The organism is Pantoea sp. (assembly GCF_032114055.1).
Classification (GTDB): Bacteria; Pseudomonadota; Gammaproteobacteria; order Enterobacterales; family Enterobacteriaceae; genus Pantoea.
In genome coordinates this window covers 235030-253766 of record NZ_DAMCTB010000005.1, presented here as the reverse complement: position 1 = coordinate 253766, position 18737 = coordinate 235030, and the positions used below count along the sequence as shown (strand labels likewise).

The 18737-nt window shown below is 56.2% G+C and carries 17 protein-coding genes; 5 read left to right on the top strand and 12 right to left on the bottom strand.

Annotated features, from left to right (window positions below; genetic code table 11):
* Window positions 1-373: 373 nt before the first annotated feature.
* Both RT657_RS11170 and RT657_RS11165 read right to left on the bottom strand, forming a co-directional pair.
* On the bottom strand, window positions 374-1339 hold the full coding sequence (locus tag RT657_RS11170; RefSeq protein WP_313654654.1) for a magnesium and cobalt transport protein CorA: 966 nt from the start codon (window positions 1337-1339) through the stop codon (window positions 374-376).
* A 107-nt stretch (window positions 1340-1446) separates the two neighbouring features.
* Complete coding sequence (locus RT657_RS11165) at window positions 1447-2040, bottom strand: DUF1349 domain-containing protein (RefSeq protein ID WP_313654533.1); 594 nt, start codon at window positions 2038-2040, stop codon at window positions 1447-1449.
* 357 nt (window positions 2041-2397) lie between these two features.
* Between RT657_RS11165 and RT657_RS11160 the strand changes: the two genes are divergently transcribed.
* Complete coding sequence (locus RT657_RS11160; RefSeq protein WP_313654532.1) at window positions 2398-2634, top strand: DUF2171 domain-containing protein; 237 nt, start codon at window positions 2398-2400, stop codon at window positions 2632-2634.
* Window positions 2635-2784: 150 nt separating this feature from the next.
* Here RT657_RS11160 and ddpX read toward each other — a convergent pair whose 3' ends face one another.
* A complete protein-coding gene (gene ddpX, locus RT657_RS11155) occupies window positions 2785-3366 on the bottom strand; it encodes a D-alanyl-D-alanine dipeptidase (RefSeq protein ID WP_313654530.1) in 582 nt (193 codons plus the stop codon).
* A 129-nt stretch (window positions 3367-3495) separates the two neighbouring features.
* Between ddpX and RT657_RS11150 the strand changes: the two genes are divergently transcribed.
* Window positions 3496-3729, top strand: a complete 234-nt coding sequence (locus tag RT657_RS11150) for a hypothetical protein (protein WP_313654529.1) — start codon at window positions 3496-3498, stop codon at window positions 3727-3729.
* 49 nt (window positions 3730-3778) lie between these two features.
* Here RT657_RS11150 and RT657_RS11145 read toward each other — a convergent pair whose 3' ends face one another.
* The 3 genes from RT657_RS11145 to RT657_RS19590 all read right to left on the bottom strand — a co-directional run bounded on the left by RT657_RS11145 (window position 3779) and on the right by RT657_RS19590 (window position 5087).
* Window positions 3779-4192 carry an Imm63 family immunity protein gene (locus RT657_RS11145; RefSeq protein WP_313654528.1) on the bottom strand — a complete coding sequence of 138 codons (414 nt, stop codon included), beginning with the start codon at window positions 4190-4192 and terminating at the stop codon, window positions 3779-3781.
* A gap of 1 nt (window position 4193) precedes the next feature.
* Window positions 4194-4877 carry a TNT domain-containing protein gene (locus tag RT657_RS11140; RefSeq protein WP_313654526.1) on the bottom strand — a complete coding sequence of 228 codons (684 nt, stop codon included), beginning with the start codon at window positions 4875-4877 and terminating at the stop codon, window positions 4194-4196.
* Window positions 4878-4949: 72 nt separating this feature from the next.
* Window positions 4950-5087: a DUF6862 domain-containing protein gene (locus RT657_RS19590; RefSeq protein WP_409520993.1), complete on the bottom strand. Its 138-nt coding sequence runs from the start codon at window positions 5085-5087 to the stop codon at window positions 4950-4952.
* An 85-nt stretch (window positions 5088-5172) separates the two neighbouring features.
* On the opposite strand from RT657_RS19590, the gene RT657_RS19585 reads away from it, so the two are divergent.
* Window positions 5173-5319, top strand: a complete 147-nt coding sequence (locus RT657_RS19585; protein WP_409520992.1) for a SymE family type I addiction module toxin — start codon at window positions 5173-5175, stop codon at window positions 5317-5319.
* 303 nt (window positions 5320-5622) lie between these two features.
* Here RT657_RS19585 and RT657_RS11130 read toward each other — a convergent pair whose 3' ends face one another.
* The 3 genes from RT657_RS11130 to RT657_RS11120 form a co-directional block, all read right to left on the bottom strand.
* On the bottom strand, window positions 5623-6444 hold the full coding sequence (locus tag RT657_RS11130; RefSeq protein WP_313654653.1) for a VENN motif pre-toxin domain-containing protein: 822 nt from the start codon (window positions 6442-6444) through the stop codon (window positions 5623-5625).
* A 69-nt stretch (window positions 6445-6513) separates the two neighbouring features.
* Entirely contained in the window at window positions 6514-6744 is a 231-nt protein-coding gene (locus RT657_RS11125; RefSeq protein ID WP_313654522.1) for a hypothetical protein, read from the bottom strand.
* Window positions 6734-7735, bottom strand: coding sequence for a VENN motif pre-toxin domain-containing protein (locus tag RT657_RS11120; protein WP_313654520.1), 1002 nt, complete (start codon window positions 7733-7735; stop codon window positions 6734-6736). Before RT657_RS11120 ends, RT657_RS11125 begins: the two co-directional genes overlap by 11 nt.
* 3 nt (window positions 7736-7738) lie before the next feature.
* On the opposite strand from RT657_RS11120, the gene RT657_RS11115 reads away from it, so the two are divergent.
* Window positions 7739-8044, top strand: coding sequence for a hypothetical protein (locus RT657_RS11115; RefSeq protein WP_313654518.1), 306 nt, complete (start codon window positions 7739-7741; stop codon window positions 8042-8044).
* Window positions 8045-8221 (top strand): SymE family type I addiction module toxin, encoded by a 177-nt coding sequence (locus RT657_RS11110; protein WP_313654651.1) that lies wholly within the window; start codon window positions 8045-8047, stop codon window positions 8219-8221. It abuts the gene before it with no gap.
* Window positions 8222-8262: 41 nt separating this feature from the next.
* On the opposite strand, the gene RT657_RS11105 is transcribed toward RT657_RS11110, so the two are convergent.
* From RT657_RS11105 to RT657_RS11095, 3 genes are read right to left on the bottom strand one after another with little or no spacing between them, the layout of a single operon-like run.
* Complete coding sequence (locus RT657_RS11105; protein WP_038904231.1) at window positions 8263-8565, bottom strand: barstar family protein; 303 nt, start codon at window positions 8563-8565, stop codon at window positions 8263-8265.
* The gene (locus tag RT657_RS11100; protein WP_313654513.1) at window positions 8556-18197 is read right to left on the bottom strand and encodes a hemagglutinin repeat-containing protein; all 9642 of its coding nucleotides are present in this window, start codon (window positions 18195-18197) and stop codon (window positions 8556-8558) included. Before RT657_RS11100 ends, RT657_RS11105 begins: the two co-directional genes overlap by 10 nt.
* A gap of 12 nt (window positions 18198-18209) precedes the next feature.
* Window positions 18210-18737 (bottom strand): toxin-activating lysine-acyltransferase, encoded by a 528-nt coding sequence (locus tag RT657_RS11095; protein ID WP_313654511.1) that lies wholly within the window; start codon window positions 18735-18737, stop codon window positions 18210-18212.

Here is an 18737-nt window from a genome sequence, read left to right as displayed (position 1 = left end):
AGCGTTCCCCGCAAACGCAGCGATCCAGGCTGCGCATCTGCCTTTGTCAGAGACGTAGCCGTCAGCCATCCGACGATCGCTAATCACAGAAAAGAGAGGTCTGATGCACGTGCAGAGTTTCAGCATCCTGATTGATTCGCCGCGATAATTATTCTGAATAAGGCAATCAGATTATCGTAGTGAATAAATAATCAAAGGGCCAGCGAAGCGAAAGCCAGAATACCCCCCCGTCCGAATGATTTTTAATTATTACACTCTGAACAGGCAGATAAATAATTATTTTTGCCGCCACAAACCGCTGCGCTTAAATAAGCAAAAGATGATTAAACGAGGCGGAAATAAATTCAGCCTCGCGGTGACGATAGTGATTCGCCTACAGCCAGCCGGCGCGACGCAGCCTGGCCCAGAGTCCGCCACAGGCTACCAGCGTTAGTCCTACCGCCAGCGGATAGCCATACAGCGACTTCAGTTCCGGCATGTGCTCAAAGTTCATGCCGTACATACTGAATACGACGGTCGGGATCACCAGAATAGCGCCCCAGCCCGCCAGCTTTTTTACCACCTCATTCTGCTGCACCGTCACCAGTGCCAGATTGACCTGCATGGCGCTGGTCAGCATCTCACGCATATCCTCAGCGTCCGTCACCACATGACGGGCGTGATCCTGCACGTCACGGATATAGGCGCGCAGCGGCCGCGGGATCAGATCTTCATGCAGGTGGATCAGCTGATTACAGATCTCCTCCAGCGGCTGCGCAGCATTGCGCAGCGTCAGCAGATGACGGCGCATGGTGTAGACCTGCTGCACCGACTGGCGGTCAAATTCGCTGGTAAAGAGCTCATTCTCCATCTGTCCGACGCGCTCATTCAGCGAGGTGGAAAGCTCGGCATAACGATCAACGATAAAATCGAGCAGACAGTAGAGCGGCCAGGCGGGACCATATTTCAGCAGCGCCGGATTTTCAGCGGCCTGTTTCCGCACCGGCGTATAACTTTCAGAGGCGCCGTGACGGATAGTGATCAGAAAGTTTTTTCCGACAAAGAAATGAGTTTCGCCCAGCGCACAGTTGTCATCTCTGGCACACACCGTCTTAACCACAATAAACAGAGACTCGCCATATTGTTCGATTTTGGGTCGCTGATGGGCATTCAGCGCGTCCTCAACCGCCAGTTCATGCAGGCCGAACTCCTCTTTTATCTTCGCCATAAACTCAGCGTCGGGTTGCCATAGTCCGAGCCAGACAAACCCCTCCGGCTCTTTGATCACTTCGCTGATATCGTCGACCCCGACCTCTTCGCCCGCGCATCCCGGACGATATACCCTGCTGCTTACGATCATCATCTGCATTCCCGTTCTGTGACTCTATGGAGCTTAGCCAATCGGGGGCCAGGAACCGGAGAAAAACCGTAAGCATTTGCTGCCAGATTGGCGATCAGCGGCCAGCGTTATGACAGGTCGTGTAACGCTTTGCCGAGCGGCGGGCCCAGCGTGAAATCGCTGAAGCGAATCGCCAGTCCCTCGCGCTCAGGCGAACAGCCCATCACGCCGACAAAACGTCGCACCCGGCCTGGCCATGAACAGAGCCGTAGCAGTGGCCAGGTCACGCCATCCGTAGAGTACTGAATTCTCAGTGCCGCATTGATCAGCGTTGCGCGCAGCCAGAACTGGCGGGCATCGCCGGGAAACACGCCAGTAGACCAGTCGGAGTCGTGGCGTGTCACGACACAGCCGATGGCAGGCTGCTCATCGTTAAACTCAATGCCCGCTTTTACCCAGTGCGTCTCATCGTCCTGAATAAACAGACCTGCCTGATCGTAGAGCTGGCTGAAATCCGCGTTCACCTGTACCTGCACGGTAAAATCGCTTTCGACCCAAAAGCCAAAGGCGTGGCCGCTGTGCCGCTCAAAACCGTACCAGGTACGCTGCCAGAAATCGCTGTTCAGCGCCGTTTCAAACTGCAGGACATCACCATCCAGACTGTGAACGGGTGGCTGATTAATCCAGACACCCCCTTCAGAAATGATTGAACTGACCGTCATTAGTCACTCTCCGTTAAATGAGTCAGCCCGGCGCAGAGTCAGACAGCACTGCCGCGCAACAACTGACCTGATGATCATAGCGTTAATTGTGCAGAAGGCATGACATCACTCTGCTGACGCAGGTGAGCCTGACAGCGCAGCCTCTTGTAGCAGAGTGTGATGTCGGTGAGATGAATCTCTGTTTCAGGCGTTGCTGACTTTTCACTGTTCATGCTGAAAGAAATAAGCCTGAGACGATTAGATCCGGACCACACAAATATTTCATTTTGTTAACCACCTAGCGAAAACCGCATTTAACAACCAGACTTGTTCTGTCTGAGAAATACAGCATTCATCAAATATAAGGATTAAGTCACCATGGTAGATAAATCAGAGATTTTAGATCACGCACAGGTTGTAGATGTGAATGGCGAACATGTCGGGATTGTTGACCATTTCGAAGGCGACGACAAAATTAAACTGGCAAAAAGCGATCCTGAAGCGGGCGGCAAACACCACATTATTCCATTCAGCTGGGTTAAAGAAGTAGACGACAACAAAGTCATCCTCTCTAAAGCCAAAGCGGATATTGAGAGCGAGTGGCAGTCTGCCTGATCTGATAGCCGTGGCTTCTGCCACGGCTTATTTCTCTTTTCCCGCATTTATTTTCCGCGTTAACCCGCCTGACATCGCTTAAATTCCCTTTTATTAATCAGTGCATCCTGAACGGTTTCTGACAGCGAATAACTGCGATTCGTCCGACATTCAGGTGCTGATATTTTCCGCCTGCGGTGAGGAATAGCAGCCAAAAACACCATCGATCAGCGGATAGCTTTCTGCGCCGGGCAATTCAAAATGCCACCATTCTGTTGTAATGCCGGTAAAGCCGCCTCCCAGCATAATAGCGTTGAGCATCAGCCGGTTGTGCTGTGCCTGAACCGCGACGGCAGGATGATAAGGGTGAGAGTGATCACTCATCTCATCGAATCCGGTTCCCATATCCACGATCGCGCCATACTCGTCAATCAGCGTCACGTCGATTGCCGTGCCCCGGCTGTGGTTTGATCCACGTGACAGTGGCACGACATAGGCCGGGTCCGGACAGGCTTCCCAGAGAACGGCCTGGGCGGACGGTAGCCGGTAAGCGTCCAGGACCAGCAACCTGTAGCCAGCCACCTTTGCAATGCTGATACTTTTCGCCAGCGCGTTAGCCGCATCAGTGTGTAGCAGACAGCGCGGGTCGTAATAGATCGGCCGACCCGTTATGTTGTCAGCGGTAGCATATTTCAGATCGATGAGCAGCTGCGGAAATGCTTCCGCAATATCAACCAGATTTTTACTTTCCATGATGCGTCATTCCCTGTTTGTACGCTCTGTGCCGGGCTGGCCGAAGCAGGGTGAATATCATAGCACCTGTGTGCAGAATTATGAGCCGGTTTGCCAGCCTGCCAGTTGCTTTTCACTTCACTGGCGCTGATGCTCTACATCCTGTTCCGGCTCAGGTTCATGCTTGCCGACCCGGTCATCGGGCCGAACGTGAAACTGCCGCCCGCGCTGGCGCGCTGCTGCTTCGAGTCGTACCGGTCGCTGTCCTGCTCGCTGCCCTTCGCCTTACTGACGCTGGCGGAAACGCTGGTTTTTTCGAACTGGCAGAAGATCGAAGTGGTCACCGGGCCGGGACCGTTAATCATCAGGCTGGCTGAGGTGTAATAGGCAGACAAACCATCCCGGCTCAATAGCCGGGATTTATTGAGTTAAATTATAAGTAGAGGCTATCGTCGTAGGGATTGGCAGCAAGAGTTTTTTCAATTTCATCTCCTGCTTTTGATTTCCATGACAAATTCATTTTCGTCATTAGTTCAATATACTTTGGAAAAGCAATACGCCTTCCATCTTCACCCGAAATACGATTTTCTAATTCATATTGAAATGCAATCTTATAAGCAAGCCCTGACATAATCCAATAAAGGAGCTCATCTGTAGAATCTGTAATTTTTCTGGAGAACTCATATCCTCTTTCGGAAAAAACGTAATTATACATTTCATTTTCAAATGAAATGTAAGGAGTTCCATCACCAGCAGGAGTTGTACAAAGATTAACTGAAAGCCTTGGCAGACCTGCTTTAAAAACCAGTTCATCAACTTTTTTTTGCAACTCTTCAATACTTAGCATATTAGTGAACCTCACGGATATATTCATTTTTAAGAAGCCACTCAACATTCACACGCTCTTGCATATTAGGCAGAATCTGAACGCCTCCTCCAGCTTCACCAAAAGCAGGGGCTATTTTTCCTTGTATGACTGGCAAAGGCTTAATGACCTCATATTCATAGTATTTCTCTGCGCCAGCTCCGGGTGCAAGAGCGCGCTGTTCATAAGGCGTTCCCTTAGGTGCCAGAAAAGACCCACTTGGTTCTCCATACCTATCCAAACGAGTGCCTACAGGAAGCGTTGTTTTAACTGGTTCTTCGGCAAAACCTAATTTTGCAGGCCAGTTCCAGTCTCCACTTTCATTACGGTATTTATCGTACTGTGACCATCCTGAAGCTTCCTCATCAGCAGCAATTCTATTCGGCTCTACCGTTCTTCCCGTTGAAGGCTGAGATTGTTGTTTAGCTGAAGTCTCTTTTGTCGGTTCCTTAATTACACTCTTCAGCCCATATGCACCAGCCAGAGCAGCAACCAGTTCCTGAGTCTGTATTGCCGTATCATAACGGCCTGCTGCTGTTTCCCAGCTTACACCGGAAGCCTTTGCTATTGCTGTGATGGCCTGGTCGCGGCTGATGCTGCCTGCATCCAGTCCCTGCAAAGCACCTTCCAGATTTTTCACATCCTGTGGGTATAAATCTTTGTACAATAATGATTAGGTGGCATTTTCACCGTATTTCTTCAATGCTTCCTGCGCCGGAACAATTAACGCACCACAGGCCTAACCACCTTTATTACCATCCGTACAGACCGCTTTTATCGCTTCATCACGCGCTTTATCTGTCTGATTAATCGTCGCCAGTTCTTTCACTTCAGCCGGTGTTAACTTCTGTTTCAGGTAATCGTGCTTCGTCTCCAGCTGTTTCTTTTTGTCGGCTTTCTGAAGGCTCAGCCAGTTATTCTTAGCAACACGTCTTAACCAAAGCCCGGCGCTACAGGAGTATATCCGGGATCACATCAAGCACCTGCCGTCACCGTCCATCACCCTGAAAGGGCACTGGATGACAGCGTTTGGGTTTGAGACCGGGCAGAAGATCGAAGTGATCCTGGAGGCGGGGCAACTGATCATCCGACTGGCTGACAAGAAGTAACTGCCTGGTAACAAACAATCCCGGCGTAAGGCCGGGATTGTTTGTTAACGATATTCTATCGGAATATTTTTAAGCTGTTCGTCCAGGGACCAGTTTTCTGGCCTATATTTCGGATTATTCCATTTAGCTCCGTCAGATAACCACTTATCTCTATAACGTTTCAGGCCCAATAGGGTGGCATCTTCATAACCAAATTCAACGCCACAGCAATCGCATATATTAAAGCTCGCATCCTGACCTGTATCACCCCAAGGTAGATCAGTCTGAATGGCTCTACAGACTCTGCAAGCATATAGCTCTTTATTATTGTGCATTAAAATAATCCAAGTTTGTTTTGACCCCATGATCGGCAGGGTCTGGTTTAAACATTGTCCTAGAGACTCCATCGACTCTTTTCACAGCAAAAGTATTAGTAGAAGGATTGTAATACACCGTTTCACCATTACTCCGAATCCTTGTAAGGGTTCCTGGAGGTGGATTGTTAACAAAACTGTGAGCTGCTTCTACGTATTCTTTGGAATTATGATACTCAGGGAATTCATTTTTATGTTTATCCCAGTGACCATAAGCATTTGAGATAGGTTCTTTTTTCTTAGTTTCCGACCAAACTTGAACATCTTTAGCTTTCGCTGAGATCTGCTGGCTGCCTTCATTTATCAGCTTCGACGCTTCAGCCACATCCCCTTTCTTCAGCACCGTTTCTGCGGCCTTGATGACCTTTCCTGCCGCATCACCTGCGCCGGGGATGATACCGATTGCAGCCGCAAGATAATCAAGAGCCGACTGCGCTTCCGCAAAGCTCTTGATGTCGCCATAAACAGGTATAAAGTCGCTGCCAAACTCTGCACCCGCTGACGCCATATCTTTCAGCGCTTCACGCCGCTCGTTGTACATCTTCACCGAGCAGGCTTCTGCGCTTATGCCGCCGCAGTTGGCCTTCTTATAGCGTTCGTTTTCGGCCTCAACGTACTCACCGGCCTTCTGCTCCAGCGTTTTACCTTCAGACTGTGCCTGTACGATATCGGCGAGAGAGTTATTCTCAACCGCATTCCTGCCAGCCTGCGCGCCCGCCACCGCGCCCGCCGTGCTGTCGCCGGTCACACCGTCTGCAAGGCCCGCCGCCAGCGTGCCCAGCGCGCTTATCGTCTGGCGCTGCTCTTCACTCAGGTCGTTACGGTCAACGCCCGGATATAATCAGTCTGATTTTTCTTTAGACATGAGAGTCTGACCCACGCCGATAATAATCCCACAGCCAATTGATATTTCAGCACCTTTTATCAAATCACTTCTGTCAAAATCAAAATCACCCACTAAAAAATAGGATGCTAATGAGATAAGTAATTTACCGCCAATAAGAAATACAGAAAGCCCAATAATCCATAAAACCACCAACAATACCAAAAGCTTCAATTTTTTATTTGGCATTATTTTTCTCCAATTTTTTTTGAAATTTTTCCGCCAAACTTTGTGCAGAACTGCCAAGGTATTCAGAACCGGCAGATTCAGCGACTGCCCCTGTTATTTTAGGTATCGTAAACTGAGGGATAGTGGACTGCACCTTCTCCACTCCTTTACCTATAGTTGCGCCACCGAGAGTTCCCAAACCTGCTCCGATCATCGGCGCTGCGACATCTTTTCCCTGCAAGCTAGCTCCCACATACGCTCCAGTAATACTTACTGCTTCCGTAAACCAGAACCCTTTACCCTGAGTTACTCCGCTGATACCTGTGGCAATAAGTGCATCAGTAGCACTGAACGGTTCTCCACTATTTAGCTGATTAAACACATTAGCCGCACCACCGATAGCGCTTGCACCGATGACACTTCCTGCTGTTGCTGTAGTTGGCAAAAGAACAGGCGCGACAACAGTGGTCGCTCCAGCCCCCCAAGCTGTTAACAAGCCGGTTGCCGCATTCTGGCCATCAGGTAATTGCCCTGTCACCAGCTTATCAGAGGCATACTTAATTTCTTCTGTCGTTGCCGGGTTTAGCACTTTGCCTTTTTCATCTATTAGGTTGGTATTATTTATCAGTGACCCCTGAGCCTGAACATTGTTCCAGAAGCCAGTGCCGAACCCGTCAAGGCCAGACAGCGAGTTATTCTCAACCGCATTCCTGCCAGCCTGCGCGCCCGCCACCGCGCCCGCCGTGCTGTCGCCGGTCACACCGTCTGCAAGGCCCGCCGCCAGCGTGCCCAGCGCGCTTATCGTCTGGCGCTGCTCTTCACTCAGGTCGTTACGGTCAACGCCCGGATACATCTGCTGCGCGATGTACTCGCCCATCGCCGCGCCCGACGCGCCCGCTACCGCACTGTTGCCCGCCGCGTAGGCCGTCACCGCCCCCACCACCGCGTGCGCCATCAGGTTCGCCTGCACGTTCACCACGTCTTTACCGTTCGCATCCTTCGTGGTGGTCATGCTGTGGATGACCCCCGCCAGGTACGGTGCCGCCGCCCCGCTCGCCGCCTGCGCCAGGTTGCCCCCCGCCAGACCCTGAATCGCCGCCGTGGCGGCCTGAATACCCCGCTGGATATCGCTGCCGGTGCCCCACTGCTGCTGTGCGGCTCTGTAGCTGCCGGTCGCGGCCAGCGCTTTGTTGTAGGCGGCCCACTCTTCCTCCGGCGCGCCTTTACCCGGCTCTTTAACGCCTTTCCGGGCCAGCTCTTCCTTACCGGCTTTCGTCGCCGCTATCTGCCCCTCCGTCCGCGCGATATCCGCCGCCGGTAAATCGCAGGCGCATTATTACAACGTGAGTACCGGCCTAATAAAGGCCAGCCTAACCCGCTGCCGCAGCTGATCATTAAAGGCCGCTGGCTGGAAGATCTCGGCTTTAACACCGGCCAGCCGGTTACCGTCACCGTCGAGCGCGGGCGGCTGGTGATTGAGGCGGAGATTAGGATCTGACCGGTAAAAACGACGATCCCGGCGCGGAGCCGGGATCGGTATCATTTCAAGATATAATCGAACTTATCATCGAAGTTTAATTCGATATCCTGCTTTCTTACCCTCTCTAACACTTCCACTATTCGATTAAACGTATCTCCTAAGCGCTGTCGGGTTGTATCTGAGTTCGTCCATACCAGCGTTACTGGCCGCTCGACGTCATTGCTTAATCGATCCCAGAGCGCATTAAGATTTCTTCCATAATAGGGACCAAAATCTAGTTTCTCCGATAGAACACCATGAACATCAGACTCGGTATATATGTTTAAACCATCTAAAATAATTTCGCGTTTACTCACTTCCATTTACCTATTGATGTTGCTGTTTCATAGTGATCAGTAGTGATATACAACAACCCATCACTCGAATATAACAACCTTGTTCCCGGCTGATTGCTTCTCGACATCGTATTATTCAATCCTATATCAGCCTCGCGCCATACTCTTCCTGGCGAAGACGGTAACAGGTTATTTGAATTTTCGAAGATATCACCGCCTAATTGCCCACCGGGGTTTGTATTATTCAATGCTTTCCCAGGTTTCCAGCCATTAGCAACAGCTTGGGCCTTATCTACATAATTCGATGGTAATGTTCCGGTAGTCCGCAAGCTATCCACAACATCATTTGCTGCTTGAGTAGTCTGTAAGTCCAATTTTAATCCAGCGTAGCTTGCTGCGTTATGGGCTTCATTACCTATAAACCCAGCCGCCGCCGATTCAGCTTTACCGGCTACCTTACCTGCTACCTTGGCAACGATCTTCTCCGTTACGCCTGCGGTCACTTTTACCACACCCGTACCACCGGCAAGCAGACCCGCTATATCCGTAACCAGTTTTCCGCCTTCAACACCAGCATTGAACGAGCCACTGGCTCCGGCCTTCTGGTATTCCGCTTCCATGTTGTTGATGCGGTCTATATACGACTGTTTCACCGCATCCGACACATTACCCAGCACATCACCACTGTTGAACAGCGATTTCAGCGCCTCATATGTCTCCATCGGGCTGCTTGCCGTTTTCACGATACCGTCGATCGTGTCATACAGACCTGCTGGAACCCCGGCAACCATCCCGGCTGCAAAGCTCCCATCCTGCCCTAAATCTATCGCCGTCCACTTCGCCTCAGCCTGCACTTTGCAGGCTTGAGTCTGGCACTCTTCAAGCTCCTTCTTCTTCTGAGCCTTCTGCTGGTTGCTCAGATAGTTATTCTCCACCGCATTCCTGCCAGCCTGCGCGCCCGCCACCGCGCCCGCCGTGCTGTCGCCCGTCACGCCGCCCGCAAGCCCCGCCGCCAGCGTGCCCAGTGCGCTTATCGTCTGGCGCTGCTCTTCACTCAGGTCGTTACGGTCAACGCCCGGATACATCTGCTGCGCGATGTACTCGCCCATCGCCGCGCCCGACGCGCCCGCTACCGCACTGTTGCCCGCCGCGTAGGCCGTCACCGCCCCCACCACCGCGTGCGCCATCAGGTTCGCCTGCACGTTCACCACGTCTTTACCGTTCGCATCCTTCGTGGTGGTCATGCTGTGGATGACCCCCGCCAGGTACGGTGCCGCCGCCCCGCTCGCCGCCTGCGCCAGGTTGCCCCCCGCCAGACCCTGAATCGCCGCCGTGGCGGCCTGAATACCCCGCTGGATATCGCTGCCGGTGCCCCACTGCTGCTGTGCGGCTCTGTAGCTGCCGGTCGCGGCCAGCGCTTTGTTGTAGGCGGCCCACTCTTCCTCCGGCGCGCCTTTACCCGGCTCTTTAACGCCTTTCCGGGCCAGCTCTTCCTTACCGGCTTTCGTCGCCGCTATCTGCCCCTCCGTCCGCGCGATATCCGCCGCCTGGTTCCCTATCTCACCTATCAGCTGCGCTTCCTGCAGCCGGTTCTGCTCCTTCTCTTTGTCGAATATCGGCGACAGCGTCTGGTTCGCGTGCGCCGCGTCGCGGCTCAGCCCGCTCACGTCCTGCGCCTGCCTGTCCGGGTTGCGGATAACCAGCGCGCCCTCGCTTACCGCCGCCTTCGTCACCGAGCTGTCGCTGCCGCTGCGGTTCGCCCCCGTCAGCAGACCGTTCGCCATGTTCCCCGCAAACTGGCCGCCGATGCTGCCCCCGGTGCTCATCCCCGCGCTCTGGTGCTCCACTTTATAGTCCGCGTGGTTTTCCATGTCATTCCAGCCCAGCGTGCCGGTTTCCAGCCGGTTCCTGTCCGCCGTCGCGGTCGAGCCGATGACCGCCCCGTCCAGCTGCGTGTGTTCGCCCACGCTGACGTCAAAGCCCCCTTTGCCGGCAAAAATTCCGGTCTGCTCTTCCACGCTCTGCCAGGTGCTGTGCATTTTGTCCCGGCTCAGATTCACGTTTGCCGACCCGGTCATCGAGCCGAATGTGAAGCTGCCGCCCGCGCTGGCGCTCTGCTGCTTCGAGTCGTACCGGTCGCTGTCCTGCTCGCTCGCCAGCGTCAGGTTGCGCGCAACGTCCGCCTTCACCTGCTCGCCGCTGACCTGCGCGCCCCGGAGCGTGGTGTCGCGCCCGCTGACCATTGTCACCTGACGGCCCGCGCTCACCTGCGTTTCCGTATGGGTGACGCCGCTGCCCTGCTCGCTGCCTTTCGCCTTATTGACGCTGGCGGACACGCTGATGCCCCAGCCCCCCTGACCCGCGCCGATGCCCACGCCGACCGTACCGCCGTGGCTCTCGTTTTTGCCCTCCAGCGACGAGGTATTGGTGGCCGACAGCAGGTTCAGGTCCCGGTTCGCCGACAGCAGCAGGTCTTTACCCGCCTGCAGCTGGCTGCCCTGCACCGTCAGATCACCGTCCTCTCCTTTCACGCCGCTGCCACGTGCCACCACGCTCAGGTTGTCGCCCGCCGTCAGGCTGCTGCCCTGCGCGGTGCGCTGTTCGCTGCGCTGCGTGGAGGTGGAGGACTGGCTGCCGTAAGAAAGGCTGACGCCGATGGTGTTGTTGTTATCAGGGCTGTCGCCCTGCGCCGCCGAGAGGCGCGCGGCCTGAGTCGCCTGCACGCCATTGAGCGCCGCTTTGGTGCCCTGCAGCGCCGCCAGCCGACCGCTGTCGGCGGATTTCGCCTCCTGTACCGTCTGCGTTGCCGTATTCAGCGCACTGCCCACCGTGCCGGAGAGCGCCAGCGTCAGCCCGGAAGTTTTCTGCTCCACTTTGTGCGTCTGGCTGCTCTGGTTCTCTGCCGCGGTGATGCTGACCTCGCGACCGTCCAGGGCCAGGTTTTTACCGGCAACGAGATCGGAGCCACTGATATCCAGCCGGTTGCCCGCCGTCAGCGACACGTTGCCGTTCACGCTGCCCACGGTGCTGCCCTGGTTCGTCAGTGTCTGTGTGGTGTCGGTGGTTTTCAGGCTCTGCGTGCCGTAACTGAAACCGATGCCGCCGGTACCGGACAGCCCGCTCTTTTTCTCCTGCGACAGATGCAGTTCGCTGTTGCGCTCGGTGGCGCCCGTGATGCTGAGATCGTTACCGGCCTGCAGGACGACATCATTCGTCCCGGCTATCTGGCTGCCCTGCACACGCAGGTCGTTGCCTGCTGCCACCGTGACGCTGTCGCCGCTCAGTGAGCTTCCCTGCGTGGTCTGCCGCGCAATCTGATCGCGCGTGGTCGTGGTGCTCTTCGACAGCCAGCCGCTGCTGCCCGTCGTCTTTTGCCGCTCGTCCAGATCCTGGGTGTTTTCGCCACTGGTCAGTGTGACGTCATGGCCGGCGGTCAGCGCCAGGGCGACATCTGCCGACAGCGTAGCCGCGCGTGCGTTAAGATCGTTGCCAGCCAGCAGTAAGACGTCGCCTTTGCCCACCACGTCGCTGCCAACCTCCTGGGTATTACCCTGCTTCAGGCTGTTATCGCCATCCCAGACGAGATCGTCGCGGCTGGCCGTGGTGACGGTGTTGAGGCTGAGGTCGCGGCCCGCATGCAATACCGTCTGGCTGTTCTCGCCACTGTTCACCACCTGCGCCGCTGTCAGAGTGATATCGCGTCCGGCCTGCAATATCAGCCTGCCGTCGTCGCCCTGCACGTACAAGCCCGCTACGCTATCCACGTTAGTGCGCGAGAACTGGCTCTCACCATTCTGGCGACTGACGCTGCGGGTCGTGCTGATGGCATTGATATCCCGTCCGGCGCGAGCCAGTAGCGAGTCGGTTGCCTGGATCACGCCGCCAGTGTTGTTGATATCCGTGCGGGCGTTAAGATCGACACTGGCGCCTTTGATGGTGCCGGTCAGGTTGGTGATGTTGTCGGCGCTGAGTTTCACGACTTCGCGCCCGGCCAGCGTGCCGCTGTTGAACAGGCCACCACCCAGATTCAGATTGAGGTTACGGCCCGCAATCAGCGCACCGCTGCCGTCGACATCGCCCGGCTGAACCCGCGCATAAACCTGCGGCACCAGCACCGTCTGACTGGAGCCATCCGGCAGTCTGACCTGCGCGTTGACCAGCCAGACAATATCTTTTGTCAGCAGCGCCATCTGCTCTGGCGTCAGCGCCAGACCAGGCGTCAGATGATACTGCTGGCTGAAGGCGATAGCGTTGTTCATCAGCGCCTTGTACTGATCTTCGTCGTTGCTGAAACCGTCGAGATAACGCTGGCCCGTCAGGTTAATGACCTGCTCCCGGATCAGGCGCTGCTCATAATAGCCGTCGCCAAGGCGCTTCAGCACATAATCGCTGTTCTGCGTCAGGGCGTCCTGCATATAGTCGCTGCTCAGCCACTGCTTCTCCTGCGTGAAGCGCGGATCGGTTTCTATCAGATATTTGCCACCCGGCGACGGATTCGTTCTGAACAGGCTGTTGTCCGGCAGGCGCGTGTCCGGCCCGACGATGCGAACCACACTCGCGCTCTCCCCCTGACTGCTGGGGACTTCAAAACGCTGGCCCGGTTTGAGTACAGCGGCAATGTCAGGCAGTGAACGACTGCCTGGATTCTGCATCGCGGGTATCAGGTTACTGCCTGTGATATGCGCATCCACGCCGCCCACGCGGCCAATTGTGGCATCAGTTCCCGCTGTGCTCTGTGGGGCAAGGGAAATGGGATTGCCACTCAGTTCACCATGGTCGACAAGCTGTCCGGGCTTCAGCGCAATCGTCGCAATGACATCCGGCGGCGTGTAGTCCGATTCGTTGTCACCCTGATCGTCGCTGCCTTTGTTGCGGATGCGTTTGTAATGTATAACCTTACCGACGTCGCTGGTGATATGCTGACCCGCCACATCGGCGTTATTAAGTTCACCCGCATTTATCGTCAGCGTGTTGCCCGCGACAATCTGACTTTTGTCGTTCAGCACGCGGTCAGCATTTATCGTCATATCGCCACCCGCGATAATCTTCGCCGGATCGCTTTCGGTAATCTGCGTCTCCTGCACCGTATGGGTGTAGTCATACTGATAGAAGTTGTCGTTATTGCTGCCGGTATTGCCTGGCGTGTTGAGGTTAAGCAGGGAGTCGGCGGAGTTGTTATCGACAAAGACACCGGGCTCACCGGCTTTCCAGCGAACGGTGTCGCCCGAGTGCTGATACTCGGTGATCGCCTCCGTAGAGACAGTCACCAGCGCGGTGCTGAAATGGTCGTTAACGTTATTGATCTCACCGGCAGCCATCTGCATGTTGCCCGCTGACTCGATGGCAGAACTGTGGTTGTTGAGGATGCCCGCGCTGCCGGTCGCAATGCCGTCGGCATCCAGGCTGCCGCCCAGCGCCATATCGCCTGCGCTGTAGATCAGGCCGTGGTCGCGATTATTCAGCGTCTGCACACCGATATCTACCCGTTCACGACCTGCCAGCGTGGCCGCAGTGCCATTTTCCGCCAGGTTGTTGAAGGTACCGGCCTGCACGCCAACGCTGTCGCCATAGATCCGGCCGGTGCCGATATTCGTCAGGGTCGCGGCTTTCAGCAGCGTCTGCTTACCGTCAATGAGGCCATAGTTGGTCAGCTCTCCGCTGAGGTTCAGCCAGTCCTGTCCGGCATTGATTTCGCCGGTGGCACCGTTCAGCAGATTACTGGCGCGCAGATCGAGCTTACTGCCTGCCAGCAGTTTACCGCTGTTGTTGACGTCGCCTGCGGTCGTGAAATTGAAATTACCGTTGGCAATCATTTCACCGCTGTTATTCAGGCTCTGCTGACTGACCAGTGTGATGTCACCCAGGGAGAGGATCTGCCCGTCACCCGCTGCGCGATCGGCGCGGATCGTCAGCGATCGACCCGCTTTCAGGAGGCCCGCGCTATTTTCCAGCGTCAGACTATCGCCCTGAGGCTGCGCTACGCTGAAACTGCGCAGGCGACTGAAGGGTGCCTGGGGGTGACTCTGCAGCAGCAGATCTTCTCCCGCCGAGATCATCCCCTGCTGGTTATTGATCACTCCACGGCTGTTGATGGTCAGTTGCCGGTCTGCCAGTAATGCGCCGCGCTGATTGAACACGTCGTCGCTGTTAATCTGCAGACTGGCCGCTTCAATACCCTGCTGGTTATTCCGGGTGTCCTGATTATTCAGCTGCAGTGCGTTCAGCACGGCATTCGCGCCGCTGCGGATAAGGCCGCCCGCATTGTCAATCATGCTCTGCGCTGTCACCAGCAGATCGCCGATGCTCTGGATCTCTCCGCCACGGTTGTCCAGGTGCGTTGTTTCCAGCGAAGTCGTCTGCTCGCTGACGAGGCGTCCGCCGCTGCGGTTATCCACGCCGGCACTTTGCAGCGAGAGATCGCCTTTCGCGCCCACGGTTCCAGTCTGATTGTCGATATCACCGCTTTGCAGATTGAAACTGCCGAGGCTGTAGAGGGTGCCACGCTGGTTATCGATTTTCTGACCGTGGCTGTCGATAAGCACGCTACCGCCCTGCAGCAGACCTGCCCGGTTATTAAGTGCGGATTGCGTGTCGAGACTGAGCTGATTCTGTGCCACCAGCGTGCCAGCGGCATTATTCAGGCTGCCCACCGCCAGTTGCAAGGCTTTTCCACTCAGCGTCAGACCCTGCGTATTGTCTGCGTGTCCGGCGCGGATAAGCATATCCCCCTGGCTGGTCAGTCCGCCTTTCTCGCCGCTGTTCTGATTAAGCAGCGTCTCAACGCCGATATCAAGCTGCGCACCGCTCTGAATAAGGCCGCCGTCACGGTTATCCACTGCATCGCCGCGCAGCGTCAGCGCCTGCTGCGCCGTCAGCTGGCCGTTCCGGTTATCCAGTGTGCCGACATCCAGCCGCCCCGAGCCGCCACTGATCAGTCTGCCGTGGTTGTTCAGCAGCGCAGCCGCCGTGATGCGCTGCGTTTTACCCGCCTCAATGACGCCGTGCTGATTGTCCAGCTGCTGCGCCACATTCATCGTTAACCCCTGGCCTGTCTGAATCGCGCCACTGAGGTTGCTGACCCCCTCTGCTTCGGCAGAGAGCGCGGCTTGTGAAGCCAGCGTGCCCTGCTGATTGTTCAGCTGTGTGCCCCGCAGGCTGAAATCGCCGCCACTGGCGATAAAGCCCTGCTGGTTGTCAAGCCTGCCCGTATCCAGCGCCAGCGTACCCAGGCTGCTGATGCCGCCGTCGCTGCCGCTGTCACGATTAATGAGCGCGTAGTCGCCCGTAGTGATGCTGGCATCCCCACCCGATGCTATCCGCCCTCTGTCGTTATTCAGCGCGCCGAGCGTGGTGATTTGCAGGCGCTGTTTACCGATCAGCTGGCCGTCCTGGTTATCGAAAGCCTGCGTCGTCAGCCCGGCGTCGCCACCACTCGCCAGCATGCCCTGGCGGTTATCAAATCCGCCGCTGCGCACTGTCAGCGTTCCTGAACTGAGAATGCCACCGGTGTCGCCGCTGAGCTGATTGCTGATGCGCTCGCCGTGCGTGTCGAGTTGCAGATCGCTCCCGGCCTGCAGCAGCCCGCCATCGTTATTCAGCGCGCCGCTGTCACTGCGCAGTACGCCGGAAGCGGCAATCACACCCTCCTGATTAGCCAGCGCCCCCTGGTTCAGTGACAGCGTAAGATCGCGGCCAGAGAGCTGCCCCTGCAGGTTATTCAGCCCGGACGCTTCCAGCACCATATCGCCACGGGTAGCCAGATAGCCCTTCTCATTATCGAAAAGATCGCGGCTGTGCAGGCGCATTTCGCCGCTGCCCCCCTGAACAAGCGAGCCCTGCCGATTCGATAAACGCTCCGCATCAATATCAATCTGCTGTGCCGAGGTGGTGCCGCTATCAAGATCAATATTGCCACCACGCAGCGTGAGCTGACCATTTGAGCGCAGTGAACCCGCGTTGCCGCGCAGATCGCCGGTCGTGATCGCCAGCGTGTTACGACCGGCATGGGTGATGTCACCCGACTGGTTATCGAGCACAGCCGCGTTGAGCGTCAGGTTGTCGCTGTTCGTCGCGATATGGCCGCCCTGATTATTCAGGCTGCCCGCTAAACTGAGCGTGAGATCGTCACTGCCGGTCTGGCGTATCTGGCCCTGCTGACTGGAGAGATCATGGGCCTGCAGATTGAGCTGACTGGCGGACAGCGTGCCGCCATCGTTGTTCAGCATTTTGCCGGTGCGGGCACTGAGCTGCTGCTGCGCGACCAGCGTGCCGCTGCGCGTCACGATATCGCCTTCGCGGGCGTCGAGCGTCAGGTTTTTCCCCTGAGTACGGCTGCTGCTGAGATCAATACTCTGTCCGCTTGCGGTCAGGCTCCCGCCTGCCACGTTTTGCCCCTGTGCAGTTAACTGGCCCGTTGTCGTCAGGGTCAGGTCACCTGACTCTCCCGGTCTGCCATCATCCTGAATACCAGCCGCGAGAATGCCTGAAGACGTACTGCTGAGGCTGCCAGCCTGCAGCGTAACGTTGTTGCGTGCGGCAACAGAGCCACTGTTCTGCACCTCTGCCGCACGGGTTACCGACGCATTGCCGCCAGCAAACATCGTGCCGCTGTTGCTGACGCCGCCAGATGTGGCGATCTGCACATCATCACGGCTCTGAATCGCGCCGCTGTTCTCAATACGGCCATCCGCAGTGATGACCACCGATCCCGCCTGCGCGCCGATATTGCCCGCACTGCGCACGCCGACGCCCGTCTCAGTGCCGATCAGACGGATTTTACCGGCGTACATTCCCCCCAGACTGGACACATCAAGCGCCATCTGCGGTTGTGTGGCGGGATCGTCGCCCTGCTTCGTGACCTGCTGGTGTGCGGCATCGACCTGGTTTCGCCCGGTGGTAACCCTGAGATCATTCGCCCAGACGCTGGCGTTAACCTTCACCGAGCGGGCAATAATGTCGGTGTAGTCCTGGCGTGAGCTGTCCATACCCGCGCCCTCAACCACCACTTCACCACGCTCGACGTTAAAGCCGGTCAGGTTGCCATTGTTCAGCTGCGCCTGACCGGTGGTCAGCGTGCCGCGATTAGCATTAATAAATCCGCAGCCGTTGCAGGTAATACCGGATGGGTTGGCAATGACGACCTGAGCTTTCTGACCCGCAACTTCAACAAAACCGTTGAGGCGGCTGGGATCGCGTGAGTTCACCTCATTCAGGATGACTCTGGCTTCACCCCGGGCGAGCCAGGGGTTGCCGCTGACCATGCCGCCGAGTTCAGTCTGAACGTTTTTGTGGGAGTTATTAAGAATCGCTCCCTGCTGACCGACATCGAACTGACTATAGGTATTACGGGAAACGCCACCTGCGGAAGGCGTCTGGATATTAATCTGCGGCGTCCCGTTAGCACTGTTTACAATCGTGGGTTGCTGACCACCCGGTGCCTGCGCGTCCGCCACAATGGCGGCACTGGCAGGCTGTATCACCCCCATCGCCAGCCAGAGACTGAAGCTTAACGCCCCGACCCGGCCAATCAGCCTGCTGAGCGTGCGGCTGACACCTGCAGCACGCGCGCTACCGGCCCGGCCTGATTTTGCAATATCGGGCACCACCATCAGCATGCCGCGGGCTTTGTTGAAAATGATGCGATAGAGGTTGCTGTTCATCTAATGTCCTTATCAGATTTGGGGTAACGCCACGGCAACCGGATGCTGCTGCCGCCACTGTTTTGCTGCCTCATGACTGACACGACTGCCATGAAAGTTGAATACGCGCTTGCCGCGCTGTTCACCACGATGGTCTAACGCCCGCCAGCAGGCATGAGGAAAAAGATCGCGACGGATAAGGCGACTCATCGCCACGGTATGGCCAAACGGCGCAATCCAGTCACAGCACCACATGCGCTCGCCACTGTTCCACGCGTCAGGCGGGAAATGGATGGAAGGCTGCGTGAGATAGACCGCTTCGGTCTTCTCGTTCAGCCAGGCCCAGCTGAAGAAGAAAACCGGCGTATCCGCTTCAGCGACCAGCACATATTGCTGCTCTTTGATGATCGGCAGCAGAAGCGCAGGCAGTGCATGCAACGGGGCATCACGATGCAGCGGCGAGTGCATCCAGAGCCACACAGCGGCGCCCAGCACTTCTGCTTCGCTCTCTTCACCCCCCAGAATCAGGGGAGATTTAATCTCATATTTTCCCGCGCGCAT